The sequence below is a fragment of the Pseudarthrobacter sp. WHRI 8279 genome, from assembly GCF_040224115.2.
GTDB lineage: Bacteria > Actinomycetota > Actinomycetes > Actinomycetales > Micrococcaceae > Arthrobacter.
Genome location: NZ_CP168162.1, coordinates 3710395 through 3733822, shown reverse-complemented (window position 1 = coordinate 3733822; position 23428 = coordinate 3710395). Strand labels below are relative to the sequence as shown.

The window sequence follows — 23428 nt, the reverse complement described above, 5'->3', positions numbered from 1 at the left end:
GTCGTGTCAGCTCAGCGGCCGGATGATGGCCGACCATGCTGGAATGTCAAGGATCCGCGCATAGCCGCCTTCAAGTTTGACAGCAGTTTTCAGCGCGTCAGCGGTGAGGTTCGCGGCAAAGAGCAGCATCCCGGTTCGGGATGCGACCGGGTACAGCACAAGGCCGGGGACGGCACCATCGACGTGCAGCACGTCAGCGCCGCGCAAGGTGGCCAGCTTTGCCATGATCTCGAATGACGGCGTAAGAGATCCTTCTGCCCTGATGAGGCCTCTAGGGCCGCTGGCCTCGAAGTAGCTGATGGATTCCACCCCGGGCACCGTCAGGGCGTAGATGCTGCCCAGCAGCCAGGCGGCGGTGAATTCCTCCGCCTGAAGCGGGTCGGATGTCATGGCGTCCAAGGTAGCGGGGTCGTAGGCGCCGTCGGTGGCAACCGCGTTGAAGCGCGCCTTGAGGGTCACGGGACCGACGTGCAGCGGCTTCCCCGATCCGAGAAGGAGGGCGTTCAGCGCCGTCTGTCGCTGCATTGGAACGCTCTCGACGATGTGCGGCACTTCGGTGGCGTGCATCTGGGGCGTGATGCTGTAGGTGATGGCGTCAGCGTCTGCCCGAATGGAGTCCCGCCGGCGGTTGAGCTCGGTGAAGTGTGCACGGGCGCCGGAAAGCAAGGCACCGGCGAATCCGAGTCGTTTCGCTTCGTTGCGCAGCTGCTCCCACAACTCGGGCTCCGCTACGTGTCCCTGGGAGCTGAACGTCCCGATTCTAACGACATTCCCCAGAGGAAGCAGGTCCATTACCGGTGGGATGTCCGCGGCGGCGGCAGCGATAATCCGCACATCCAGGCGGGTGCCAAGTTCGGCGGCCTGCCCCGAGGCGTGGGCCAGCAGCGCTGCGGCGGCGGCGGGAACACTGCCGGGAACCTCCACGATCAAAGCCTCAAGGCCGGGCAAGAACGGCAGTTTTACCGCTGATTGCGATGCCGATGTGCCCAGGGCCGGGACGCTTCCCCGGACATCCTTCCGAACGGTCAACACCTCCGTTGCGGGCGGCCGGACAAAGGCTGTCGCAAGCGGCGCCGATGGTGCGGCGCTGAGGCGGACACTTTGATGGATCTGATGGCCGACGTGGATATTGACGGGGAAGGGCCGGGATAGTGGGGGGCTGTAGGTCTTGAACGAGGCGTCCGTCCAGTTCCGCTGGTCTTCGGTTTCGAAAACGTCGCCGCTGAAGTCCAGCCGGAAGGCTGTACCGTCACGTTCCCAACTCATGGCGGCAATGTCCACAAAGGGCTGGTGCGGGCTGATCTCCGGGGGGAAGGCACCTTTGGTCTCCGCGTGTTCCGGCGATGTGATGGTGACATCGCGGCCTGCGTCATCCGGCCTGTGAAGGACAACGAGGCCTATGCGGTTACTGCGGAAATCCTGCTTTGCAGTGCCGTCGAAGTAGACGTGAAGATCATTGCCGGAAGCCTGGAGAGCCAGTTCCGCCGTGTACTCGCAGCCGAAACCGGTGAATCGAATAGCGAGGACCATGTTCAGTATTGCGGCTTCTCCGCTGGCGGTGACAGATTCGACCGTGGGCGAGAGAGTTCTCCAGTCGTGGTCCCGGACCACAGCACGGATGGCCCGGAGGACTGGCCGCCCGCGGTATTCAATCTCGGCGAGTTCGTCCCCGCGCAACTGCAACCGCCAGGGTCCGTGTGCAATTTCCTGGGCAGGTGTAAGGAGCCGGGACTCGTTCTCCACAAGCATCGTTGGACTTTCAGGTTGGGGTGGGCGGGGGCGGCGATGGCCGGGGGCTGCTGTAACACCCCCCGGCGCCTGGATAAACGTCAGGCTACTGCACGCAACCGGACGGCGATGTACTGCCGTCCGGGCAAGTCGATGCGGAACCGGCCTTGAAAGGTGCCTGGAAGTGTTTCCACTGTCATGTTCCACGTGTCGATGACGTCGATCTGGAAGGTGATGTCCTGAGGCTTCACGAACCGTCGGTACGTGGGCTGAAAGAAGCCGAAGTAGATCAGCTCGTGCTCGTTCTCAAGGCCGGCGCTGACGACGTCCCAGTGTCCCTCGAGCGGCTCGAGCCGACCGCCCGGAGCTTCGCTGATGATGCGGCGCAGGAAACCGATCCGGTCCGGGCTGGTTCCCTTGAAGGAGCCACCCTTGGCCCACCACAGGACGTCGTTAGGGTCCATGTAGGTTTCGCCGTGTCCGACGTAGCCGCCACGGATGGCCCCTTCCCAGAACCGCCGGGTCATCTCTTCACCGGTGATGTTGCCCCAGCCCTGGTCGATGTTGCCTTCGTAGGCGCACTCGTCAATGACCACGGGCTTGCCGTACTGTGCGCGCCATTCGGTGGTCATCTCGGCGGTCTTGTAGATGTCGCGGCGCTGGATGCTGCAGTGCGTCACCCATGGCCGGGAGTGGTCATAGAACTCGCGGCAGTTGTGGATGGAGAGCAGGTGCCCGTTGGGGTCGTTGGCGGTGACAATGTCCGCGTAGCGTTCCCAGTCCTCGGTGTTCTTGTCGAAGAGGAGGTCGTACTCGTTGGCGAGGGACCACCAGATGTTGCGCTTTGAGGCCAGGCGGGCGACGGCGTACTTGACGAACAGGTCGTCCGCGTCCGGGCCCATGGTGGAGAAACCCCAGCGGTCATAGGCATGGAACAGGATCAGGTCGGCTTCGACGCCGAGCTCTTCGAGCTGATTGATCCGGCGTTCCAGGTGGGCCCAGAAGGCCGGGTTAGGGCGAAGGTAATCAAAGCCCCTATCCACTGATCCCTCATAGGGGTAGATTTCCGGTTCGTTTTCGTTGAACAGGTAGGACTTCGGGAACACGCACATGCGCATCTTATTGAAGGGCCCGTTAGCCAAGCTCCTCAGCGTCTCTTGCTCCAAGGCATCCCCCTGGTGCGTCCAGACGTAGGAGGTTGTGCCCAGTGGGAGGTGGGGGGTGCCGTCATCGTAGGCAAAGTGGAACTGGTTCGCTACGCGGACAATCCCACGGGAGGCGGCAGCTCCGGCTTGGAAGCTGCCGCTGATGCCGTTCAGTGACCGTGCGTTGCTGGCGGTGGTGAAGGTCCAATCGCCGCTTTCGGGGACGAGCAGGCGAATGCGGTAGGTTCCCCCGCCGTCGTAGAAGCCAGGGACGGTGAGGCTGGTGTCGTTGGTGCTGAATTTCGCGGTGAGTTCAACGTCGGTGAACGGGTTGCCGTGGTCGGGGCCGTTCAGTTCAATTTCAAAGGCCGCCCATTTGGCTGCCATTGAGGGGTAACTGATCTGGGCGCTACCCTCCGGCGTGTCCGCCGGTTCGTAATTCTGCTGGGGGTGTGGCCGGGCGGCATTTGCCGCTTCCGGAAGCGTTGCCGGTTCAATGGCAGTCAGACGTGCCAGGATTTCAGCCCGGCGGGTGTCATCGGCGCGCAGCCGTTCCTCGGTGCCCAGGATGAGGCCCAGCGGGTAGTGATAGAGCGTATGCAGGATGGGGTTGTTTGCCAGTTCGGGGATCTCTTTGGAGATGATCCCGTGGGCGGACGGATCGCGCATGACTTCGAACAACGGCGTCGTTGGGGTGAAGGTAGGCATTGGTTCCTCTCTGGTTATGTAAAGGTCGGGGCGGGCGTGTTAGCCCTTGACTGCGCCGCTGAACATGCCCTCGACAAAGTAGCGCTGGAAGAGCAGGTACACGATGAGGACCGGCAGGATGGACATGATCGTGAAGGCGTTCAGCGGGCCGTAGGAGCTGGTGAACTGCGACTGGAAGCCCTGGATGGCCAGCGGAATCGTTTGGGCTGCCTGGTCCTGCAGGATCACAAGGGCGATGGCGTACTCGTTCCACGTGGCCACAAAGTCCAGGATGAACAGCGCCGCAAGGGCTGGTTTGGACAGGGGAAGGATGATCTGCCAGAACAGGCGCCAGTTCCCGCCGCCGTCCACACGGACGCTTTCGTCAATTTCCTTGGGGATGGCGCTGAAAAACCCGTGCAGGATGAAGATCTGGATGGGCAGGCCGAAACCGATGTACGGGAGGATGACGCCGATGGGGCTGTTGAGCAGGCCCATATCGAGGATCGTCTTGAACAGCGGTCCCAGAGCGACCTGGATCGGCACCATGGAACCAAGGGCGAACGCCCCCAGCAGGACTTTGCTGTGCCTGAAACGGATGCGGGACAGCCCGAACGCGGCAGCGGCAGAGAACAGCAGGCCCAAGGGGACCTTGATGGCGGCGATGAGCAGGCTGTTGCCGCCAGCGGTGAGGAGGTTACCGGTTTCCAGCGCCTCCGCGTAGTTGTCCCACTCAGCCGCGGTGGGAAAGGAGAACGATGAAGTGTTGAAAATCGCAGATTCCGACTTCAGTGACGTGAACATCACGAAGAGCAGGGGCATGGCCCAAATAACCATGGTGACGGCCAATGCCAGCCACAGCCCGATCCTTACATAGTCGACGTTGCGGCGTGGACGGGTTGTTCCGTCGGCGTGCTTTGCACGCCCGAAAGTCAGGGTGCTCATCAGTCTTCGTTTCCTTTGGTGGACCAGATCAGATAGGGGATGACAAGAACAAGGGTGACTGCGAGCAGCACTGTGGCTATAGCGTTGCCCATGCCAAAGTCGTGCTGCAGGAAGGACTGGGAGTAGGACCACAACGCGAGTACTTGGGAGGACTGTGCGGGTCCGCCGCCGGTCATGCCGACCACGAGGTCGAAGACCTTGATGGAGTGCACGATCGTCAGGACAAGGACGACGACGATTGTCGGGCGGAGGGCGGGGAGGGTTACGTGGCGGAACACCTTCCAGCTGTTCGCGCCGTCAAGACGGGCTGATTCGACCAGTTCCTTGGACACACTCTGTAGGCCGGCGAGGAAGAGGACCATGTTCAGGCCTGCGATCTGCCAAACGAAGGCGGCGAAGATCGCGTAGATGGCGACCTTGGGGTCGCTGAGGAAGGTGACGCCCGAGCCGTCGCCGATGTTCCAGGCTTTGGCGAGTTCGGAGAACACGCCATAGTTCGGGTTGTACATCCAGCGCCACATGTTCGCGATGGCGATCGGTGCCAGGACGCCCGGAATGTAGAAGACGGACCGGAAGAGATTCCGTCCAAAGATCGGCCGGTTAAGGGACAGAGCCATCACCAGCCCGAGCGTGGTGGGGATAACCAGGGAGAGCAGCACCCAGACGATGGTATTTTGCATGGCTGTCCAGAACACCGGGTCCTGGGTGAAGAGCCGTACATAATTTTGGAACCCGACAAATACCTGCGGATCTGCGTTGAAGCCCGACCACTCGTACAGGCTCAAGCGCACGGCGCTGACCATCGGTCCGATGACGAAGACTACGTATGCGGCCAAGGCAGGAGCGAGGAACGGCAAGGCCGCGATGAAGCCGCCTTTGGTGAGGCGCTTCAGGATGGGCCTTTTAGGGAGATTCCGGGGCGCGGGCACCTGTATCTGGCGGGGCGCGGCTATGAGCTTTGACAAGAGAGGTCGCCTTTGATCTTTAAATCGGTTACGAGGCTAAGGGTGGGACTGCGCGGGATGCACACTCCCACCCTTCAGCGGAGGAGCTATTTGCTCGAATCCAGGAACTTCTGGAACTCAGCCCCGGCCTTGGCCGGGTCAAGGCCACCCGTGGCTACCAGGTTCTGGATGCGCCAGTACTCAGTGGTCTGGGACTGGGTGAGGTTCTGGTCGTTGTTCATGTACAGGCCCTTCGCATCTTCGAAGATGGCCTCCCATGATTTGCTCAGTTCATCGGTGCTCGTGGGCTTGACTTCCTTGTTTACCGACTGGGTCGAGAACTTGCCAAGGGTTTCCTGCTGGACGGGAGTGGACATCATGTAGTCCAGGAACTTGGCGGCAGCAGTTGCGTCTTTGCTGTCCTTGGTGACATACATGGCCTGCTCGAAGCCATACATGCGGCCAGTGCCGGTCGGCAGGGGGAACACGCCGAAGTCCTCGGCGTTGGGTGCGTTGTCCTGAATTTGGGAGTTGAACCAGTCTCCTTCAAGGGCCATGGCAGCTTTGCCATTGAAGAACAGGGAAGAGGATTCGTCGTTATTGATGCCAATGAATCCGGAGTTGAAGTAGTCCTTTGACCACTTCTGCAGGTTGGTGAACGACTTGGTCACGCATTCTTCCTGGCCCCAATTCGCCTGGTCGGTGACCAGTCTGTCGAAGGTATCAGAGCCGCAGTACCCCTCGAGGAACGTGTCGAGCAGGCGCATGACGTGCCAGTTGACGGTACCTCCGAACTGGATCGGTGTGATACCGGCATCTTTGAGCTTGGCGGCGGCGGCATTCAGTTCATCAAGGGTCTTGGGCAGTTCGGTGATACCAGCCTCTTGGAACAACTTCTTGTTGTAGTAGAGCGCTTCGCCGTTAAGCTTCCACGGAACGCCGTGATACCCGCCGTACTGCTGCACGGGCGCAAGAGCAGCCTCCGTAAACCGTTCAGGCCACTTGTACTCGGTGTATTGCGCACTGAGATCGGCACTGGCACCGTTCTTGACCAACTCGCCCCCGAGTCCGGGCCCAGCCCAGTAATCATAAATATCGGGAGCAGCTGCGGTACCGATGGACGTACGCAGGGCATCCTTGTGCGCATCGACTGCACGGTTGGTCTTCTTGATTTTGATGTCGGGGTTGGCGGCCTCGAAATCCTTGATGATCTTCTCCTGCGCCTCCGATGCAGACGGGGAGCTTGGGTTGATCACCCACCAGTCCAACTGGGTTTTGCTTGAAGCATTGGATCCTGCACCGGCAGAACAGCCGGCCAGCACGGCAACAGCCGTAAGAGCAACAGCGCCTTTGGCAAGCAAACGCATCGTCGCGTCCTTTCGTAGGTTATGGGAGGGTGCCATCGTCACGGGTCGGCTGCCCTTCGGAACGTCATGTGATCTGGCCCATAGCCGAGTATGTAGGTTTACGTTAACTCAAGTCAACCGGTTGACCAATTAAATCTTTTCTTGACGGCAGTTCCGTAGGTTAACCTCAACCTAACGCGGTGTTACCGTAACCCTAGGGACAGATGCCGCGGCATTCGCCTGATCCTCGCGTCAGCGTCCGGGAAGCACCGTCGGGACGGATTTATGGACGCCGTGGAGAGGTGGAAACTTGGGAAAGGCAAGGCCGGGGTTGAGGCCGAGTATGGCGGATGTCGGAAGGCTTGCGAACGTTTCGACTCAGACGGTATCCCGTTATTTCACAGGTGTCGGTTATGTTCGCACGGAGACCCGGCAGCGTATTGCCGCCGCCATCGAGGAACTCGGGTACGTACCCAACCAATCCGCCCGCACGCTGCGCACCAGCAGGACCAACTCGGTGGGAGTTTTGACCATGGGTGCTTTCAACTACGGAAGCGCGGGCGTCCTTACCGGCCTGGGGCTTGCTGCCCGGGAAGCCGACGTCACGCTGACTATTGCCGCGCTTGACCTCGACTTTGAAGCAACGGATTGGCAAGCCAAGGCACGGCGGGCATTGGTGCACTTCAAATCCGTACAGGTGGACGGAATTGTTTTGTCCACACCACTGCCGGACGTGGACAAGTTACTCGCGAACTGGGACCAGTCAACGCCCCTGATTACGGTTTCCGAACTGCCGTCGACAGAGGAAGGCTCCGCTGGCACCCACTCGCACGCTGCCGGCCGGGAAGCGACACACCATCTGATCGGACTCGGACACCGGGACATCCTGCACATCGCCGGGCCTTCCACCCGAAATGAAGCGCACGAGCGTGAGCGCGGGTACCGAGACACCATGGAGGGTGCCGGCCTGATTCCACAGGTGCTCGATGTGGCAAAGGAATGGTCGTCAGTGTCCGGGTATCGCGCCGGGGAACTCGCGGACCCGGCCACATTCACGGCCGCCTTCGCAGCCAATGACGAGATTGCGCTGGGGTTCATGAGCGCCATGGAACGCCGCGGCCTGCGGGCACCTCATGATTTTTCGATCGTCGGTGTTGACGACATGCCTGCAGCGGCGTACTTCTCACCTCCGCTGACCACGATGCGGCTGGACTTCCGTGCCCTTGGGATAGCGACATTCAAAATGCTTCACCACCAGATCCTCACGGGAGAGCAGGCCCAGCACTACGTCGTGGAGCCCGAACTCGTGATCCGGGACTCGACATCAGGCCCCCGATAACCCCAGGGATTACCAGACCGTCGGCCCGACCCCACTTGGCCTACTGCGCCGCGTCGAAGCCGGCGAGGAGGCGCCGGGATGCAGTCTCCATGTGCGATCGCATGGTCCTGGCAACAGCATCAGCATCCCTAGCGGACAGGGCAGCAAAGATCTCCCCATGCTCCTTAAGGGCCGCCTCGGCATGGCCTTCGTCCGTCAGCGCACGGTCCACCCAGATCCGCAGGAGCGAACGGATGCTCTGCAGCAGCTCCTGCAGCACCTGGTTTCCGGAGCCCTCTGCGATTTCGCGGTGGAAGGCCGCGTCCGCCTCAACGAAGGCGGAAAGGTCGTTAAGGCTTGCCGCCATGGCCGCCAAATTCTCCTGCATTCTTTCCAGGGCTTCGGCGGTGATGCGCCCGGCAGCAAGCTGCGCCGCCTGCACTTCCAGGCCGCTGCGCAGCTCCACGAGTTCCCGCGTGCGTGGCGCGCCGAGCATCATGCCCCAACTGAGCGTTCGAGGCAACAGCTCCGAAATCCCGTCGCGAAGGTATGTCCCGGAGCCGGGCCGGACCACAACAATGCCCAGGATCTCCAGGGCAGCCAATGCCTCGCGCACGGCCGACCGGCCCACTCCCAGCGACGCAGCCAGCTGACGTTCGGCGGGGAGCCTGGTTCCTGGCGCGATATCCCCGCTGGTGAAATACGCAAGCAGGCGCTCGGCCACTTCCGAGACGACGGAGCCCTGGCCTACGGAGCCAAGCGCTTCGCTGATCTTGGCCGCTGACAGGGCGGAGGAGTTGAGGGGCACACTCCAAGCGTAGCAACGCCATCGGCACTTTCCTGCAGGTTTGAAACAAACCTATCAACCGGTTGACCAATTTGCTTCTGGCTCTTATGGTGGAACTCACATGCTTTAGTTGCCGGTTGGTCCAGTGACCCTTTCCGGCCTGAGACAGACCCCGAGCGTCCAGTGACGGATGCCGGGGATTATCAATACCTAGGAGTCAACGTGGACACCATCCAATCGGTGGTCGAAAAATCAGCAATCAGGAAAGTGGCGATCCGGCTTGTCCCGTTCGTCGCCCTGATGTTCTTCATCAACTACCTGGACCGCACGGCAATCTCTTTCGCCGGCCCCAACGGCATGAACACCGACCTCGCGCTCTCCGCCGCACAGTTCGGCTTCGCGTCCGGCGTGTTCTTCATCGGCTACATCCTGCTGGAGGTCCCCAGCAACCTTGCCCTGCACAAATTCGGCGCCCGCCGCTGGCTCGCCCGCATCATGGTCAGCTGGGGCATCGTCTCGCTGCTGTTCACCTGGGTGGGCAACGTGGAGCAGCTCTACATCCTCCGCTTCATCCTGGGTGTGGCCGAGGCCGGCTTCTTCCCGGGCGCCATCCTGTTCCTCAGCCTCTGGGTCCCGTCCCGGCACCGCAGCGAGATCCTGGCCCTCTTCTACCTGGCCCAGCCGCTGACCACCGTGATCGGTGCACCGCTGGCCGGCATACTCATCCAGCAGGACGGCCTTTTCGGCCTCGAAGGCTGGCGCGTCATGTTCTTCGGCGTCGCCCTGCCCGCCATCATCGTCGGCATCATTGCATGGTTCTACCTCGCGGATTCACCTGCAACGGCCAAGTGGCTGACACAGGAAGAAAAGACCTGGCTGACGGCAGCCCTGCAGAAGGAAAAGAACGAAACGGCTGCCAGCAACAAGCACGTCAGCGTCCGGACCGTGTTCGGCAACGGCCGTGTCTGGATGCTCTCTGCCATCTACTTCGGCTTCATCTACGGCCTCTACGCCCTCGGCTTCTTCCTGCCCACCATCATCGCGGGCTTTGAAGGCATCTACGGCACCAAGTTCGATGTCTTCCAGAAGGGCCTGATCACGGCAATCCCCTACCTGCCGGCTGCATTTGCCCTCTACTTCTGGTCAAAGGACGCCACCAAGCGCGGCGTCAAGACCTGGCACATCGCACTTCCCGCCCTGACCGGCGCCATCAGCATCCCGCTGGCCCTGTTCGCGGGATCCCCGGCAGCCACCATTGCCGTCATCACCATCACGGCAATGTCCATCTTCGCGGCCCTGCCGAACTTCTGGACGGTGCCCACGCAGTTCCTGACCGGCGCCGCAGCAGCAGCCGGCATCGCCCTCATCAACACCGTGGGCAACCTGGCAGGCTTCAGCGCCGGCTACATCACCGGCTGGCTCAAGGACCTGACGGGCGCCTACACCGTTCCAATGTTCGTCGTCGGCGGCTTCATGTTCCTCTCCTGCATCCTCATGGTGGCCCTCAGCCGCTCCGGCAGGGTCAACGAAGGTATCCAGGCCGAAGCGCTGGACCCGGCAGGAGCCGGGCACCACGCAGAGCCGTAACCCAACCCCGCACCACCGGCGGTGGCGTCCCCTTACCCGGGGACGCCACCGCCGGGACCTCACCGCAGATTCACGACTTCCCACCACGTTAGGCCCAGGAGCTTTCCCATGACCCGCCTGTTCAACGAACCCGCAGCCTTCGCTGACGAGATGATCGAGGGCTTTGTTGCCTCCCACGGACGCTGGGTCAAGCGCGTTTCCGGCGGCGTGATCCGCAACACCAAGAGCACCCCGGACACGGTGGCCCTGGTGATCGGCGGCGGCTCCGGCCACTACCCCGCCTTCGCCGGACTGGTGGGCCAGGGCCTGGCCCACGGAGCGGCGATGGGCAACCTGTTCGCTTCACCCTCCGCACAGCAGGTCTTCAACGTGGCCAAGGCCGCGAACAACGGCGGCGGTGTGCTGCTGGGCTACGGCAACTACGCCGGAGACGTCCTGCACTTCACCCAAGCCCAGGAGCGCCTCCGCCGGGAAGGCATCGACTGCCGCAGCATCGCGGTGACCGACGACGTCTCCTCCGCCCCGCTGACCGAGCGCAGCAAGCGCCGCGGCATCGCCGGGGACCTGACCGTTTTCAAGGTGGCTGCGGCCGCCGCCGAAGCGGGCTACCCGATGGACGACGTCGTCGCCGTCGCGGAGCTTGCCAACGACCGCACCCGTTCCTTCGGCGTCGCCTTTACCGGCTGCACCCTCCCCGGTGCTGACCACCCGCTGTTCTCCGTCCCCGAGGGCCGGATGGCCGTGGGAATGGGCATCCACGGCGAGCCGGGCATCGACGAAACAGGCATTCCGACGGCGGACGGGCTCGCCGAACTGCTCGTGTCCAAGCTCCTCACCGAGATCCCCGACGGCCTCCCTTCCGAAGGAAACACTACTGCGCCACGCGTGGTCCCCATCCTCAACGGCCTGGGCAGCGTGAAATACGAAGAACTCTTCGTGGTCTACCGCCGGGTAGCCCAACTCCTCGCCGAAGCCGGCCTGGAAGCAGTGGATCCGCAGGTGGGCGAACTGGTCACCAGCTTCGACATGGCCGGCACCTCCCTCACGCTCTTCTGGCTCGACGACGAACTCGAGACCCTCTGGAACGCCCCCGCCGACGCACCCGCCTTCCGCCGCGGCGCCATCACCGCCGCTGCCCTGGAGGTAAGCGACGCCGGTGATGAGGCCGCCGTCGAACTTTCCATCCCGGAAGCCTCTGCTGACTCACGTGCCGCCGCCGCACTTGTCCTGGCAGCACTGGACGCCGCTAAGGCAGTGGTGGACGCGAACGCCGACGAGCTGGGCCGCATCGATGCGATTGCCGGCGACGGCGACCATGGCATCGGCATGGAACGCGGTGTCCGCGCCGCCGTCGAAGCCGCAACAGACGCCATCGGACGCGGGGCAGGAGCCGCCACAACCTTTTACACCGCCGGCGACGCATGGGCGGACAAGGCGGGTGGCACCTCGGGCGCCCTCTGGGGCATGGCCCTGCGCGCAATCGGTGACGCCGTGGGTGACATCAAAGCGCCCGACGCCGATTCCGTGGCCGCGGGAGTCAGCGGCGCCGCAGCGGCAATCATGGACTTCGGCAAGGCAAAGCCCGGTGACAAAACCTTGGTGGACGTCCTGGTCCCGTTCCGCGACGCCCTCGCCTCAGCGGTAGGTGCCGGCCAATCCCTCACCGAAGCCTGGGGCCTCGCAGCCGCCGCCGCACAGGAAGCCGCTGACGCAACCGCGAACCTGTTGCCCCTGATGGGCCGCGCCCGCCCGCACGCCGAAAAGAGCCTTGGAACCCCGGACGCCGGGGCCGTATCAATGGCCCTGATCATCCGGGCAATTCACACCACCCTCGTCGAGAACACCGCTATTAAGGAGAAAGCATGAGCGCCAAACTGCGCCTGGTCATTGGAGCCGATGACGCCGGTTTCGAATACAAGGAAGCCCTCAAGGCTGACCTGGAAGCCTCCGAACTGGTGGAATCCGTGACCGACGTCGGGGTGGACGCCACCAGCCACACCCCCTACCCGTCGGTGGCCATCGCCGCGGCCGAACTCATCGCGGAAGGCAAGGCCGACCGCGCCCTCCTGGTCTGCGGCACAGGCCTGGGTGTGGCCATTGCGGCCAACAAGGTGCCCGGCGTCCGTGCCGTCACCGCCCATGACAGCTTCTCTGTGGAACGCTCCATCCTGTCCAACAACGCCCAGGTCCTGACCTTCGGCCAGCGCGTCGTCGGCCTGGAGCTTGCCCGCCGCCTGGCCAAGGAATGGCTCACCTACACCTTCGACGAAAGCTCCGCTTCCGCAGAGAAAGTCACCCTGATTAAGGACTACGAAGGTGTCACTTCCTGCTAAGAACCCGAAGGCCATCATCGGCGTCAGCCTGAAGATGTACTTCGGCTACCAGCGCTCGGTGGACTACTGCCGCGACGTGGCAGCCATCGCCCTCGCCCATCCGGCCGTCCAGAGCGGCGAGATTGAACTCTTCGTCCTGCCCACCCTCCCGGTCCTCCCCGAGGCCGCACGGATCCTGGGCCCGGCGGGAGCCGCAACGGGCGCCCAGGACATTTTCTGGGAAGACGAAGGCGCGTTCACCGGTGAGGTCGGCGGTAAAACCGTGGCTGAACTCGGCGGCCGCTACGCCGAAGTGGGCCACGCCGAACGCCGACGGATCCTCGGCGAGGACGACCGGGTCATCGGCCTGAAGACCGCCGCAGCCTACCGCAACGGCCTCACCCCTGTGCTGTGCGTCGGGGAACTGGCTGCCGGGTCACCCGAGGAAGCCATCGCTCAATGCTCAGCTGAGATAGACGCCGCCCTCACCCGGGCACAGTCCCTGGCACCGGCAGGCAGGACCATCGTGGCATACGAGCCGCAGTGGGCGATCGGCGCACCGGAACCGGCGACGCCGGAGTACATCAGCGCCGTCATCACCGGGCTGGACGCTCACCTGCGCGCCCTGCCCGGCCAAGAGAACAGCCGCGTGATCTACGGCGGCAGTGCCGGCCCCGGCCTGATCAGGCACCTGGATTCCGCCGTCGCCGGGCTGTTCCTGGGCCGCTTCGCGCACGACCCCCAGGCACTGAAAAGCATCCTCGATGAGACCGCCGCGCGGCTCGCCTCAGCGGAGGTGGCCGTATGACCTCACGGATTGGGCTGAGCAGCTACGCCTTCTTCTGGCAGCTCTCGGACAAGGTCTCCGCACCGCTGAGCCTCCACGATGCGCTGGAGAGGACCGCCGAACTGGGCGTGGGCCTCTTCCAGGTCTGCGACTACGCTCCGCTGGAAACCATGACTGACTCCGAACTGGAAGCAGTCCGGGCCACCGCGGACCGGCTGGGAATCTCCCTGGAGCTCGGCACCAAGGGCATCCGCCCCGGGCACCTGCGGAAATTCCTGCGCATCGCCGGGATCCTCGGCTCGCCCCTGCTGCGGACTATGTTCAACGCCCCGGGCCACACGCCCTCGAATGAGGAAGCGGTGGCGATCTTCAAAGAGGTCCTGCCCGAGTTCGAAGCCGCGGGCGTGAAGGTGGCGGTGGAAACCTACGAGCAGGTCCCCACCTCCCGGGTCCTGGACGTGATCCGCGGCGTGGACAGCCCCTACCTGGGCATCTGCAGCGACCCCGCCAACACCGTCGCGGCGCTGGAGATGCCGCGCGAGGTGATTGACGCCGTCGCACCCTACGTCCTGAACATGCACATCAAGGACTTCGCGTTCAGCCGCAAGGACGGGTGGGTCGGCTTCACGTACGCCGGCGCCCCGCTCGGCGAAGGCCTGCTCGACTACGACTACATGGTCAGCACCATCGATCCCCACCAAAAAAACATCAACCAGATCGTCGAACACTGGCTGCCATGGCAGGGCACCGAAGCGGACACCATCCGCCTCGAAAACCAGTGGACCAAGCACAGCATCGAAATCCTAAGGAGCAAATGAAATGTCAGCAGAAAAATTGACCGTCGCCGTCATCGGAGCCGGAGGCAAAATGGGAATGCGCGTTTCCCGGAACCTCCAGAAGAGCGCCCACACCGTCTTCTACAGCGAAAACTCCCCCGCCGGCCAGGAACGCATCCAGGCTGAAGGCCGCACCATCACCGCCACCGACGACGCAGTGAAGGGCGCTGACGTGGTTATCCTCGCCGTCCCGGACACCGTCCTGGGCGTTGTGTCCGAAGGTGTTGTCCCCCAGATGAAGTCCGGTGCCATCCTGCTCACCCTGGATCCGGCGGCCGCCTACGCCGGCCTGCTGGCAAAGCGCAACGACGTCGTCCAGGCCGTTGCACACCCGTGCCACCCGTCGGTGTTCCTGGAGCGCACCACCAAAGAAGAGTGGGCCGACACCTTCGGCGGCGAAGGCGCCCCGCAGAACGTGGTCGCCGCGATCGACGACGACGCCTCCGCGGAGACCAAGGCAGCAGCCGAGGCTGCCATCCGCATCATCTACGCGCCCGTCATCGACGTTCACTGGGTCACCGTGTACCAGCTCGCCGTCCTTGAACCCACGCTCGTCGAAACCGTAGCGTGCATGATTGGCACGCTCCTGAACGAGGCGCTGCACGAAACCGTTCACACCGTCGGCGTTCCCGAGGAAGCGGCCAAGGCCATGCTGTTCGGCCACGTACAGATCGCCCTCACCAACGCCCTGCGCGGCTCCAACCCGTTCTCGGAGGCCTGCGAAATCGCCATCCAGTATGGCAAGGACACCATCATTAAGGACGACTGGAAGAAGATCTTCGACGACTCCGAACTCGACAACGTCATCGCCAAGATGCTCAAGCTGGAAGCAGTAAAGCGCTAGCACCTGCAATGGCGGCATGCCCGGTGGTTAAGCTGACAAGACCCAGGTTTCGCCAGGCTCAACCACCGGGCTTCGCTGTCTTCAGCTGCTGTGATGCTCGATCAGCCAGGCCGCCATCTGCTGCGCACGTCTAGCGGCCTGCAGGTCACCCTCCACAGCCTGGACGATGGAGCCCTTCATAAGGACCTGCAACGAATAGGCAAACTCCTCGGGCCGGACCAGCCCCGCCTCTTCGCCGGCGGTCTGGATGAGGCCGCGGATCTTAGCCAGGTAACTGATGCTGGCCTGTCCCAGCGGGTGGGCAGGTCCCATCTCCAGCAGGACCTTGGCGAAGGAGCACCCCTCGAAGTCCTCCCGCAGGAACCAGTCCCCGAACACATCGAAGATCGCCAGCAGTTGCTCCCGGGGAGTGCTGCCCCGGCGATGTGCCTCCGCCAGGATCAGATCCATGGTCCACCGTTTGTCCCGCTGCTCCAGGAACGCGAGGACAAGTGAATCCTTGGAAGGAAAATGCCGGTAGAACGTCGCTTTGGCAACTCCGGACCGTTCAATGAGCTCGTTCACGCCGACGTCCCGTACGCCGCGGGTGGAGAAGAGCTCGTAAGCCACGTCAATGATCCGGTCCGCCGGGTTGGCAGGACCGGATGCCACCGCCGGAAACGCCGGGACTTTCGCCTCTGGATTCATCTCGATTTCAGTCTACTCCGGGGGAAGACAGACCAGTCTTACCGCCTGTAATGTTTTCCGTAGCGCAGTGCTTAGACGCCGTGGAGGCCCCACACAGGCCTGCTCGGACTGGTGCAAGGAGGCCCCGATGTCAGCAGAGCGGATGTTCCAAAGCGTTCCCTCAGACCCTGATCCCTGGATGGCCGAAGACACCCCGTCCGAGATCCGGGAGTTCGCCATTGAGTCCCTCCGATGGCAGGCCCAGGAAATCATCGATGAAGTGCTCTGCAGCCGCGAACCCGGTGAGGAGCTCGCCAGGGCACGCCTGCGCCGCTGCGTCGCCAAGCACCCTGGCAGGCCCGAGCGCGCGCTGCTCGAACAACTGATGATCAACCGGGAAGAACCCTGCATCTAGCGGCCTGGCGTCAGGAACTCAGCCGTGCGTTATCGATGAGCCGCACCGGCCCTACTCTGGCGGCGATGAGCGCCAGGGCTTCGCCGCTGAACGGCGTCTCCCGGCAGTTCTCGGCAAGCGGCTCCAGCGTATCCGGGTGCACCACATCGAAGTAGTCCAGCGCCACCAGCGGCTGGGATTCCACCATGGCCCGGGCTGAGTCAAGGTCCAGCGGCTGCCGGGCGTTCGCTCGTTCCTCCAGCAGCCGGAGGGCCCGCGACAGTACCAGGGCCCCCTCCCGCTCTTCGTCCGACAGGAAGCGGTTGCGGCTGGACAGTGCCAGCCCGTCGACCGCACGCACCGTGGGCACCCCCACGATCTCCACCGGGAAGTTGAGGTCCGCCACCATGCGCCGGACCAAGGCAAGCTGCTGCGCGTCCTTCTGGCCGAAGTACGCCCGGTAGGCAGGCAGCCTTCCCGGTGCCGGCCCGGCGGCGGGCAGGCCCGCGGCTGGCAGGCCGTAGTGGAGGAGTTTGGCCACCACCGTCAGGGCGCCGTCAAAGTGGCCCGGCCGGGAGGCCCCCTCCCATTTTTCCCCCAGCCGGCCCGAGGTGACCCGCACCAGCGGCTCCCCGCCGGGGTAGACCTCCTCCACAGACGGCGCGAAGGCCAGGTCCACGCCCTGGTCTTCCAGCAGGGCAAGGTCGGCGTCCAGCGTGCGCGGGTAGCGGTCCAGGTCCAAGGCGTCGCCGAACTGCAGTGGATTGACGAAGATGGTGGCCACCACAACGTCGTTCTGTTCGACGGCGGCACGCGCCAGGGCTGCATGGCCCTCGTGGAGTGCGCCCATGGTGGGCACCAGTCCCTGCGATGTTCCCTGCGTGGCGCCCAGCAGCCGGGCGCCTTCAGTGCGGAGCTCAGCCACCGTGGTGGCAAGTTTGATGGGCATCGTCAGTCCTCCTTGGGATCGAGGGCGCGGCGCAGCCCCTCCAGCTGGTCCGGCTTCAGGAGTCCGCGCCCTTCTGCGCGCAGGGCGGTGGCACGGGCCATGGCGAGGTAGGCGGCCAGCACATCCCCGTGCCCGCCGCCGTCGAACTCCCGCAGCGCCTCCGCGTGTGCCGCGACGGTTCCGACGTCACCGCGCGCTACCGGACCGGTCAGGGCGGACTCCCCTGAGGCCAGCGCGTTCTCCAGGGTGGCCCGCAGGAGCGGGCCCAGCATGCGTTCGGGGAGTTCCACTCCCACCGAGCGCAGCAGTTCGGACGCCTGGGCAACAAGGGTGACCAGGTGGTTGGAGCCGTGCGCCAGGGCTGCGTGGTACAGCGTCCGGTCAGCCTCGGCGATGGCCACCGGTTCCGCGCCCATTTCCACCACCAGTGCCTGGGCGATGGGAAGCATGGCGGCATCTGCCGTCACGCCGAAGGTGCAGTCCAGCAGCCGGGTCAGGTCCAGGCTCATCCCGGTGAACGTCATGGCGGGGTGCAGCGCCAGCGGTACGGCACCGGCTGCGCGGACCGGATGCAGGACGCCCACGCCGAACCGGCCGGAGGTGTGGGCAACCAGCTGGCCCGGCTGCCAGGCGCCCAGCTTTGCAAGCCCCTCCACCAAGCCCGGGAGGGCGTCGTCGGGCACAGCGAGCACGACCAGTTCCGCCCGCTCCACGATCTCCTGCACTTCAAGGACAGGCACGCCGGGGAGCAGCGCTTCCGCGCGCTCACGGCTCGCTTCGGACACCGCCGAAACTCCGACGACGGCGTGTTCAGCGGCGCGCAGGGCGGCACCAAGGACCGCCCCCACCTTGCCCGCGCCGATGATTCCGACGCCGAGGCGTCCGGGCTTAGCCATGCTGCCCGCCTTCCTGTTGTTGTGTGGTGTGGGCTTCCAGGGGCCCGGCCACTGGCTGGGAGCCGGCGCCGGCAACCCCAATGGCCGGTGCGTCCGGAGCCACCTGCCTGAGCCACTGTTCCGTAGTCTGCCTCTTCCTGGCCAACCGGGCACGGGCAGATTGTTCGTCGAACAGGGCTAGTGCAGCATCCCGTCCGGCCTGGACCAGGCGCGGCACAACGGGGCCGGGGGTGGTGTGGAGAATCAGGTCGGCAACTCCGAACCGGCGTGCCAGCGGACCCTGGTGGAGGGCCATGGACTGCGTGCGCTGGTGCGGCACCACCGCCAGCTGCCGCCACCAGCGGCCGGAACGGAGCAGCAGGGCGGTGTCCGTGGCGGCAAACCCGTTCCGCCGCCAGCCAAGCGGGGCGAGCCAGCGGGCCTTCGGCGGAGTGGTGACGAATCCGCCGTCGGAATCCAACCCCGTGAGCCCCGCGCCAAAGACGGCCGCTGGCTGGGGGGTGCCTAGGTCCGGCAGCACCAGGGCAAGCATGGCCATCACGTCCGCCAGCGTGCCGACGGGCAGGAGCGTTGTCCGGGCGGAGCCCTCGCCGGCGTTCTCCACCACTCCGTAACCGGCCACGTTGACCTGCATCCGGTACCAGCCGAGGGGGCGCCAGAGCGGCGGCTGGGTGACCTTCAGGGCCTGGATGCGCCCCGGCGGCAGGGTCTGCGCCTGGGTGTCCAGCAGGCCGTAGCGCAGCCGGATGCCATCCGGGGAGATCGCCGCGGTGAAGTTGTAGCCCTTGTTGAACAGTCCCCAGTAGCTGGCGGCCAGGCCCAGGGCAGCCGGGATGAGGTAGAAGTAGAACGCCTGGCTGCCCGTGGCGGCGGCGAGCACCACGGACGCAATGCCGCCAAGCACCACGAAAAAGCTCTGCTCGCTGAGCAGCAGGGAACCGACGAGGCGCCGGGGCGGCACCGACAGTACCGGGTATTCGGGCGCCTCGGGCGAGGGTGCCTCCGGATGGGCCGGGTCAACGGCCACCCCAGCGGCACGGGCCAGGATGGTGGCGCGGAGCTGCCGGGCGTCATCGATCTTCAGGTAGGCCAGCCGCACCGCCGACTCTCCTGCATCGGCCACCTCGAACTTCAGCTCGGCGAGGCCGAAAATCCTGGCCAGCAGCGGCTGCTCGATGTCGATGGCCTGGACCCGGTCCAGCCGCGCCTGCCGCTGCTGCCGGAACAGGAACCCGGTATTGACCCGGACGTAACCGCCGGACACCTGGTACTTGGTGAAGTACCAGGTCAGGAGGAAACCCAGCACCGAGACCAGCAGCACCATGGCGCCGCCCGCCAGCAGCCAGGACGCCCGGCCGGCGACTTCTTCCTCGAAAACCGGCTGGCCCTGCAGCGAGCGTTCAAAGATGTCACGGCCGAAGAAGAAACCTATGGCGGCCAGGGCCACCCAGCCGCGGACAAAGGGCGACGCCGGGTGCACACGCAGCCACTCGCCGTCGGACGCGCTCCCTGTCTGGGGCGCAGTGCCTGGCGCGGGTTCATTGGTTGGCTGGGGCGCATTGGATGGCTGGTGCGCGCTGCCTGGCGGGGGTGCAGCCGCGGTGCCGCCCGCGCCAGGGAAGGAAGCGGCGGGGCCCGGACGCGGTTCCTCCGCGGTCACAGCCCTGCCAGCCTGGCTTCGCCCCGTGCCGCCAGCTGCTCGCGGAGCCGGGCACCTTCTGCGGCGGGCAGGCCCGGGATCTGGGCGTTGGTGCCGGGCGACGCTGTGTGGAGCTTGAGGGTGCACAGTCCCAGGGACCGCTCCACCGGGCCCACGCCGATGTCCACATACTGCATGCGGCCATAAGGGACGGCCATGGTGCGCTGGAAGAAGATGCCGGTCCGGACCAGGAGGTCGTCGTCCCGTTCGGCGTAGCCGATGGCACGGACCTGCCGCGGGATGAGCGCCAGCCGCCAGAGAGCAGCCACCAAAGCCACGGCGGGTACGGCGGCTGCCAGCCACAGCGGCGGCCAGGCCCACCCGCCCGCGAGGACAAGCACAAGCGGAAGGGACAGGACCAGCACGGTGGCCAGGTTGCCCAGGGCCCACTGCACCACCCTGACGGTTACGTACTTCGGCGAGACGCGCTGCCAGGTGATGCCCGGCGGATCAATCGCCCCGGTATGCATATTCGCCTTCCCCGGAGGCTTCACCGTGCACGGCGCGGCCTGGTTTTCCCTCAATGCCCTTGGTGTCGCCGTCCTCCGGCGGGATCTTGCAGAACCGCTCCACCAGCAGGCCCACCACGATCATCACCAGTCCCCCGCCGGCCATGGCAAGCGCCAGCCAGGTGATGCCCTGGTTGCTGCGCAGGCTCCAGATGCGGAGCTGGTCCAGGAAGATGCCCACATGCCAGCCCAGCAGCACCGTTCCGGCGTAGGCGCAGGCCTGGGCCAGGACCAGGGTCCGGGCGGCGAGGAGCGGATCAAGCACGGGCCTTTTCCTGGGGCCTGCCTTGGTGCCCGTCCGGGCGCCGTTGGTGTCGAGGCTGTTGCGCCACTTCAGCACGCGGATGCCGAGGATCAGGGTGATGGCCACGATCACGCCCATGGTGGCCAGGGCAGTGGCCGGGAGGACCGGGGTGGACATGCCGAACCGGCTGGTCACCACGGTGGCGGACCAGCCCGCCACGGCCAGGATGAAACCGATCAGCAGGAGGCGCAGCGGGTTGATGGGTTTCATCGTTCTTCCACCGCTCCGGCGGTAGGCACGCCGTCGAAATCGCCGAAGCCGTCGAACGGGGCGAGGTCGGCAAAATCGTCAGCCTGTGCCGCCAGTACGCTGATCCGTTCGCCGTCCAGGGTGGCGGCCGGCTCGATAAGCGACCACGGGTAGAGCACAAAGGCGCGGACGGCGGCCCGGGGGTGGGGCAATGTCAGGGAGGGGTCCCCGCTGCGGAGGTCGCCGTAGGTGATGATGTCGACGTCGAGCGTCCGCGGCCCCCAGCGCACCTCCCGCACGCGGTGGTGCTTGTTCTCCACGGCCTGGCAGTGGTCCAGCAGTTCGTGCGGGGACAGGCTGGTTTCCACCGTGATGACCATATTGAGGAAATCCGGCTGGTTGGGCGGGCCGCCCACGGCCTTCGTCTGCACAACCGGGGACACGGCGAGCAGCCTCACCTCCGGCGGATCAACGAGGTCTGCCACAGCCTCGGAAAGGGTGTCATTGCGCTCACCCAGGTTGCTGCCGAGCGCCAGGACCGCCTTGGTATAGCCGCTGTTCATGGCCCCTCCCCCTGGGCTTGCTGTCCCCCGGCGCGCGTTTCCCCGTCGCGGCGAGTGCGGTGGACGCTGACCGCAACGTCGCCGAACGGAACCTCAATGGGGGCTTGCGGCTTGTGCACGGTAATGTCCACGGCCTGAAGCTGGAATTCGGCCAGCAGGCCCTCCGCGATCCGCACCGCCAGCGCCTCGATCAGGTTCAGCGGCTCGCCGGCGATCCACTCGGTAATACGCTGCGCCACCTCGCCATAGTGCGCGGTGTCCCGGACGTCGTCGGACTCCGCCGCCTTGGCGAAGTCCAGGTGCAACACTGCGTCCACAACAAAAGGCTGGCCCTCGCGGCGCTCAAAATCAAACACGCCGTGATGGCCCACGGCCGTTACACCAGTCAGCGTAATCCTGTCCATGGGGCGCGGCTTAGCTGCGGGCGCGGGGTGCGGTCATGCGCGCGGCAACCTTGACGGCGTCAAGGCTGGGGCCGACGTCGTGCACGCGGACGGCCCAGGCGCCGCGGTAGGCGCTGATGGCGGTGATGGCGGCTGTGGCGCCGTCGCGCTCCTCCGGGGCCGCGGACTTTCCGGCCACCGTGAGCAGCGTGCCGAGGAACCGCTTGCGGGAGGCACCCACCAGGACGCGGTGGCCGAGGCTATCCAACTGGTCCAGGTTCTGCAGGAGTTCCCAGTTCTGGGCGTCGTTCTTCGCGAATCCCAGCCCCGGGTCCACGATGATCTGCTCCGGGGTGGCACCGGCTGCATACAGCTTGTCCCGCACCCCCGCGAGTTCGGCCACCACTTCGCCCGCCACGTCCTTGTAGTCGGCAAGCGAATTCATGGTGCGCGCGTCACCACGGCGGTGGGTGAGGATGTACGGGACCTTGGCGGCGGCCACGAACTCGGCCATTTCCGGTTCGATGCTGAGTCCGGAGATGTCATTGACAATGGCAGCGCCGGCTTCCACCGCGGCTGCGGCCGTGGAGGCGTGCGTGGTGTCGATGCTGACGAGCGCCCCGGCCTTCACCAGCGCCTGGATGACGGGGATGACGCGCTGCTGCTCTTCCTCCGGGGTGACGTCCTCGGCGCCGGGCCGGGTGGATTCACCGCCGACGTCGATGATGTCCGCACCTGCATAGAACATCCGGAGCCCTGCCGCGATGGCGGTGTCCGCCGTGGCGTGCCGGCCGCCGTCGCTGAAGGAATCGGGGGTGACATTCAGGATGCCCATGACCAGCGTGCGGTCCGTGGGGAGGTCTTCGAACCGTGCGGCCGGGCGCGGTTTGCGAAGGATGGGCAGTGGCGATGTTGCGGGGCCGGTTCCCGGCGCTGCAGCTAGTGAGTCCATGGTCTGATGGTTTACCTTCCGAGGATGAGGCTCATGGCTTCGGCGCGGGTGGCCGGGTCATGAAGCTGCCCGCGGACCGCGCTGGTGACGGTCTTCGCTCCGGGCTTGCGGATACCGCGCATTGACATGCACATGTGTTCGCATTCAACAACGACGATGGCGCCACGGGGTTTGAGGTAGCGCACCAACGCCTCGACGATTTCAGTGGTGAGCCGCTCCTGGACCTGCGGGCGGCGGGCGTAAATGTCCACCAGGCGGGCGAGCTTGCTCAGGCCCGTCACCTTGCCCTCATGCGAGGGGATGTACCCCACGTGGGCCACACCGTGGAACGGCACCAGGTGGTGCTCGCAGGTGGAATAGAAGGGGATGTCCTTGACCAGGACAAGTTCCTCATGGTCAAGGTCGAAGGTGGTGGACAGGACGTCCGCGGGGTCGTGGTGCAGCCCGGCGAACACCTCGGCGTAGGCCTTGGCCACCCGCTTGGGGGTGTCAATGAGGCCGCCGCGGTCCGGGTCCTCTCCAATGGCCAGGAGAATCTCGCGGACGGCCGCCTCGATCCTGGGCCGGTCCACCTTGTGGTGCTTTGAGTGGTGGGATCCGCCCTCCGCCGGGTATCCGGCGGAGGCGGGAACGTCGTCGTCGTCGAAGTGGGTCACGT

At 64.9% G+C, this 23428-nt stretch carries 24 protein-coding genes; 8 read left to right on the top strand and 16 right to left on the bottom strand.

From position 1 onward, the window contains the following. Positions 1-6 precede the first annotated feature (6 nt). The 5 genes from ABRP28_RS17145 to ABRP28_RS17125 all read right to left on the bottom strand — a co-directional run bounded on the left by ABRP28_RS17145 (position 7) and on the right by ABRP28_RS17125 (position 6852). The gene (locus ABRP28_RS17145) at positions 7-1749 is read right to left on the bottom strand and encodes a hypothetical protein (RefSeq protein ID WP_350001315.1); all 1743 of its coding nucleotides are present in this window, start codon (positions 1747-1749) and stop codon (positions 7-9) included. Between the two features lie 80 nt (positions 1750-1829). Further along, the gene (locus ABRP28_RS17140) at positions 1830-3581 is read right to left on the bottom strand and encodes a DUF5605 domain-containing protein (protein WP_350001317.1); all 1752 of its coding nucleotides are present in this window, start codon (positions 3579-3581) and stop codon (positions 1830-1832) included. 39 nt (positions 3582-3620) lie between these two features. Further along, positions 3621-4505 (bottom strand): carbohydrate ABC transporter permease, encoded by an 885-nt coding sequence (locus ABRP28_RS17135; RefSeq protein ID WP_350001319.1) that lies wholly within the window; start codon positions 4503-4505, stop codon positions 3621-3623. Continuing rightward, positions 4505-5470, bottom strand: a complete 966-nt coding sequence (locus ABRP28_RS17130) for a sugar ABC transporter permease (RefSeq protein WP_350001320.1) — start codon at positions 5468-5470, stop codon at positions 4505-4507. Before ABRP28_RS17130 ends, ABRP28_RS17135 begins: the two co-directional genes overlap by 1 nt. Positions 5471-5556: 86 nt before the next feature. Then, positions 5557-6852 carry an ABC transporter substrate-binding protein gene (locus tag ABRP28_RS17125; RefSeq protein ID WP_350001589.1) on the bottom strand — a complete coding sequence of 432 codons (1296 nt, stop codon included), beginning with the start codon at positions 6850-6852 and terminating at the stop codon, positions 5557-5559. A gap of 286 nt (positions 6853-7138) precedes the next feature. On the opposite strand from ABRP28_RS17125, the gene ABRP28_RS17120 reads away from it, so the two are divergent. Continuing rightward, positions 7139-8134, top strand: coding sequence for a LacI family DNA-binding transcriptional regulator (locus tag ABRP28_RS17120; protein WP_350001321.1), 996 nt, complete (start codon positions 7139-7141; stop codon positions 8132-8134). 40 nt (positions 8135-8174) lie between these two features. Here ABRP28_RS17120 and ABRP28_RS17115 read toward each other — a convergent pair whose 3' ends face one another. Beyond that, complete coding sequence (locus tag ABRP28_RS17115) at positions 8175-8921, bottom strand: FadR/GntR family transcriptional regulator (RefSeq protein WP_350001322.1); 747 nt, start codon at positions 8919-8921, stop codon at positions 8175-8177. A gap of 201 nt (positions 8922-9122) precedes the next feature. Between ABRP28_RS17115 and ABRP28_RS17110 the strand changes: the two genes are divergently transcribed. The 6 genes from ABRP28_RS17110 to ABRP28_RS17085 all read left to right on the top strand — a co-directional run bounded on the left by ABRP28_RS17110 (position 9123) and on the right by ABRP28_RS17085 (position 15266). After that, positions 9123-10487 (top strand): MFS transporter, encoded by a 1365-nt coding sequence (locus tag ABRP28_RS17110; RefSeq protein WP_350001323.1) that lies wholly within the window; start codon positions 9123-9125, stop codon positions 10485-10487. 108 nt (positions 10488-10595) lie between these two features. Continuing rightward, positions 10596-12353, top strand: a complete 1758-nt coding sequence (locus ABRP28_RS17105; protein ID WP_350001324.1) for a dihydroxyacetone kinase family protein — start codon at positions 10596-10598, stop codon at positions 12351-12353. Further along, complete coding sequence (locus tag ABRP28_RS17100; protein ID WP_350001325.1) at positions 12350-12820, top strand: ribose-5-phosphate isomerase; 471 nt, start codon at positions 12350-12352, stop codon at positions 12818-12820. Before ABRP28_RS17105 ends, ABRP28_RS17100 begins: the two co-directional genes overlap by 4 nt. After that, positions 12804-13607 carry a triose-phosphate isomerase family protein gene (locus ABRP28_RS17095; RefSeq protein WP_350001326.1) on the top strand — a complete coding sequence of 268 codons (804 nt, stop codon included), beginning with the start codon at positions 12804-12806 and terminating at the stop codon, positions 13605-13607. Before ABRP28_RS17100 ends, ABRP28_RS17095 begins: the two co-directional genes overlap by 17 nt. Then, complete coding sequence (locus ABRP28_RS17090) at positions 13604-14404, top strand: TIM barrel protein (RefSeq protein WP_350001328.1); 801 nt, start codon at positions 13604-13606, stop codon at positions 14402-14404. The genes ABRP28_RS17095 and ABRP28_RS17090 overlap by 4 nt, the downstream gene beginning before the upstream one ends. A gap of 1 nt (position 14405) precedes the next feature. Further along, positions 14406-15266: a phosphogluconate dehydrogenase C-terminal domain-containing protein gene (locus tag ABRP28_RS17085; protein ID WP_350001330.1), complete on the top strand. Its 861-nt coding sequence runs from the start codon at positions 14406-14408 to the stop codon at positions 15264-15266. An 81-nt stretch (positions 15267-15347) separates the two neighbouring features. On the opposite strand, the gene ABRP28_RS17080 is transcribed toward ABRP28_RS17085, so the two are convergent. Then, on the bottom strand, positions 15348-15953 hold the full coding sequence (locus tag ABRP28_RS17080) for a TetR/AcrR family transcriptional regulator (RefSeq protein WP_350001331.1): 606 nt from the start codon (positions 15951-15953) through the stop codon (positions 15348-15350). Positions 15954-16080: 127 nt separating this feature from the next. Between ABRP28_RS17080 and ABRP28_RS17075 the strand changes: the two genes are divergently transcribed. Next, positions 16081-16347, top strand: a complete 267-nt coding sequence (locus ABRP28_RS17075; protein ID WP_190612831.1) for a hypothetical protein — start codon at positions 16081-16083, stop codon at positions 16345-16347. A 10-nt stretch (positions 16348-16357) separates the two neighbouring features. Here the strand turns inward: ABRP28_RS17075 and panC are convergent, their stop codons facing one another. The 9 genes from panC to folE are packed head-to-tail and all read right to left on the bottom strand — an operon-like array spanning position 16358 to position 23426. Continuing rightward, entirely contained in the window at positions 16358-17275 is a 918-nt protein-coding gene (panC, locus tag ABRP28_RS17070; RefSeq protein ID WP_350001333.1) for a pantoate--beta-alanine ligase, read from the bottom strand. A 2-nt stretch (positions 17276-17277) separates the two neighbouring features. Next, positions 17278-18171, bottom strand: coding sequence for a DUF2520 domain-containing protein (locus ABRP28_RS17065; protein WP_350001335.1), 894 nt, complete (start codon positions 18169-18171; stop codon positions 17278-17280). Further along, on the bottom strand, positions 18164-19831 hold the full coding sequence (locus tag ABRP28_RS17060) for a PH domain-containing protein (protein WP_374152880.1): 1668 nt from the start codon (positions 19829-19831) through the stop codon (positions 18164-18166). Before ABRP28_RS17060 ends, ABRP28_RS17065 begins: the two co-directional genes overlap by 8 nt. Further along, positions 19828-20340, bottom strand: a complete 513-nt coding sequence (locus ABRP28_RS17055; RefSeq protein ID WP_350001337.1) for a PH domain-containing protein — start codon at positions 20338-20340, stop codon at positions 19828-19830. The genes ABRP28_RS17060 and ABRP28_RS17055 overlap by 4 nt, the downstream gene beginning before the upstream one ends. Next, positions 20321-20893, bottom strand: a complete 573-nt coding sequence (locus tag ABRP28_RS17050) for a DUF3180 domain-containing protein (RefSeq protein ID WP_350001338.1) — start codon at positions 20891-20893, stop codon at positions 20321-20323. The genes ABRP28_RS17055 and ABRP28_RS17050 overlap by 20 nt, the downstream gene beginning before the upstream one ends. After that, the gene (gene folK, locus ABRP28_RS17045) at positions 20890-21435 is read right to left on the bottom strand and encodes a 2-amino-4-hydroxy-6-hydroxymethyldihydropteridine diphosphokinase (protein WP_350001339.1); all 546 of its coding nucleotides are present in this window, start codon (positions 21433-21435) and stop codon (positions 20890-20892) included. Before folK ends, ABRP28_RS17050 begins: the two co-directional genes overlap by 4 nt. Next, positions 21432-21839 (bottom strand): dihydroneopterin aldolase, encoded by a 408-nt coding sequence (gene folB, locus ABRP28_RS17040; protein WP_350001341.1) that lies wholly within the window; start codon positions 21837-21839, stop codon positions 21432-21434. The genes folK and folB overlap by 4 nt, the downstream gene beginning before the upstream one ends. Before the next feature lie 10 nt (positions 21840-21849). Next, positions 21850-22770, bottom strand: coding sequence for a dihydropteroate synthase (folP, locus tag ABRP28_RS17035; protein ID WP_350001342.1), 921 nt, complete (start codon positions 22768-22770; stop codon positions 21850-21852). A gap of 11 nt (positions 22771-22781) precedes the next feature. Continuing rightward, positions 22782-23426, bottom strand: a complete 645-nt coding sequence (gene folE / locus ABRP28_RS17030) for a GTP cyclohydrolase I FolE (RefSeq protein ID WP_231457894.1) — start codon at positions 23424-23426, stop codon at positions 22782-22784. Positions 23427-23428 lie beyond the last annotated feature (2 nt).

Coding starts and splice junctions, on each gene's coding strand:
- ABRP28_RS17145 (WP_350001315.1), bottom strand. CDS start 1,749: ATGCTTGTGGAGAACGAGTCCCGGCTCCTTACACCTGCCCAGGAAATT.
- ABRP28_RS17140 (WP_350001317.1), bottom strand. CDS start 3,581: ATGCCTACCTTCACCCCAACGACGCCGTTGTTCGAAGTCATGCGCGAT.
- ABRP28_RS17135 (WP_350001319.1), bottom strand. CDS start 4,505: ATGAGCACCCTGACTTTCGGGCGTGCAAAGCACGCCGACGGAACAACC.
- ABRP28_RS17125 (WP_350001589.1), bottom strand. CDS start 6,852: ATGGCACCCTCCCATAACCTACGAAAGGACGCGACGATGCGTTTGCTT.
- ABRP28_RS17120 (WP_350001321.1), top strand. CDS start 7,139: ATGGCGGATGTCGGAAGGCTTGCGAACGTTTCGACTCAGACGGTATCC.
- ABRP28_RS17105 (WP_350001324.1), top strand. CDS start 10,596: ATGACCCGCCTGTTCAACGAACCCGCAGCCTTCGCTGACGAGATGATC.
- ABRP28_RS17100 (WP_350001325.1), top strand. CDS start 12,350: ATGAGCGCCAAACTGCGCCTGGTCATTGGAGCCGATGACGCCGGTTTC.
- ABRP28_RS17090 (WP_350001328.1), top strand. CDS start 13,604: ATGACCTCACGGATTGGGCTGAGCAGCTACGCCTTCTTCTGGCAGCTC.
- ABRP28_RS17085 (WP_350001330.1), top strand. CDS start 14,406: ATGTCAGCAGAAAAATTGACCGTCGCCGTCATCGGAGCCGGAGGCAAA.
- ABRP28_RS17080 (WP_350001331.1), bottom strand. CDS start 15,953: ATGAATCCAGAGGCGAAAGTCCCGGCGTTTCCGGCGGTGGCATCCGGT.
- ABRP28_RS17075 (WP_190612831.1), top strand. CDS start 16,081: ATGTCAGCAGAGCGGATGTTCCAAAGCGTTCCCTCAGACCCTGATCCC.
- panC (WP_350001333.1), bottom strand. CDS start 17,275: ATGCCCATCAAACTTGCCACCACGGTGGCTGAGCTCCGCACTGAAGGC.
- ABRP28_RS17065 (WP_350001335.1), bottom strand. CDS start 18,171: ATGGCTAAGCCCGGACGCCTCGGCGTCGGAATCATCGGCGCGGGCAAG.
- ABRP28_RS17055 (WP_350001337.1), bottom strand. CDS start 20,340: ATGCATACCGGGGCGATTGATCCGCCGGGCATCACCTGGCAGCGCGTC.
- ABRP28_RS17050 (WP_350001338.1), bottom strand. CDS start 20,893: ATGAAACCCATCAACCCGCTGCGCCTCCTGCTGATCGGTTTCATCCTG.
- folK (WP_350001339.1), bottom strand. CDS start 21,435: ATGAACAGCGGCTATACCAAGGCGGTCCTGGCGCTCGGCAGCAACCTG.
- folB (WP_350001341.1), bottom strand. CDS start 21,839: ATGGACAGGATTACGCTGACTGGTGTAACGGCCGTGGGCCATCACGGC.
- folP (WP_350001342.1), bottom strand. CDS start 22,770: ATGGACTCACTAGCTGCAGCGCCGGGAACCGGCCCCGCAACATCGCCA.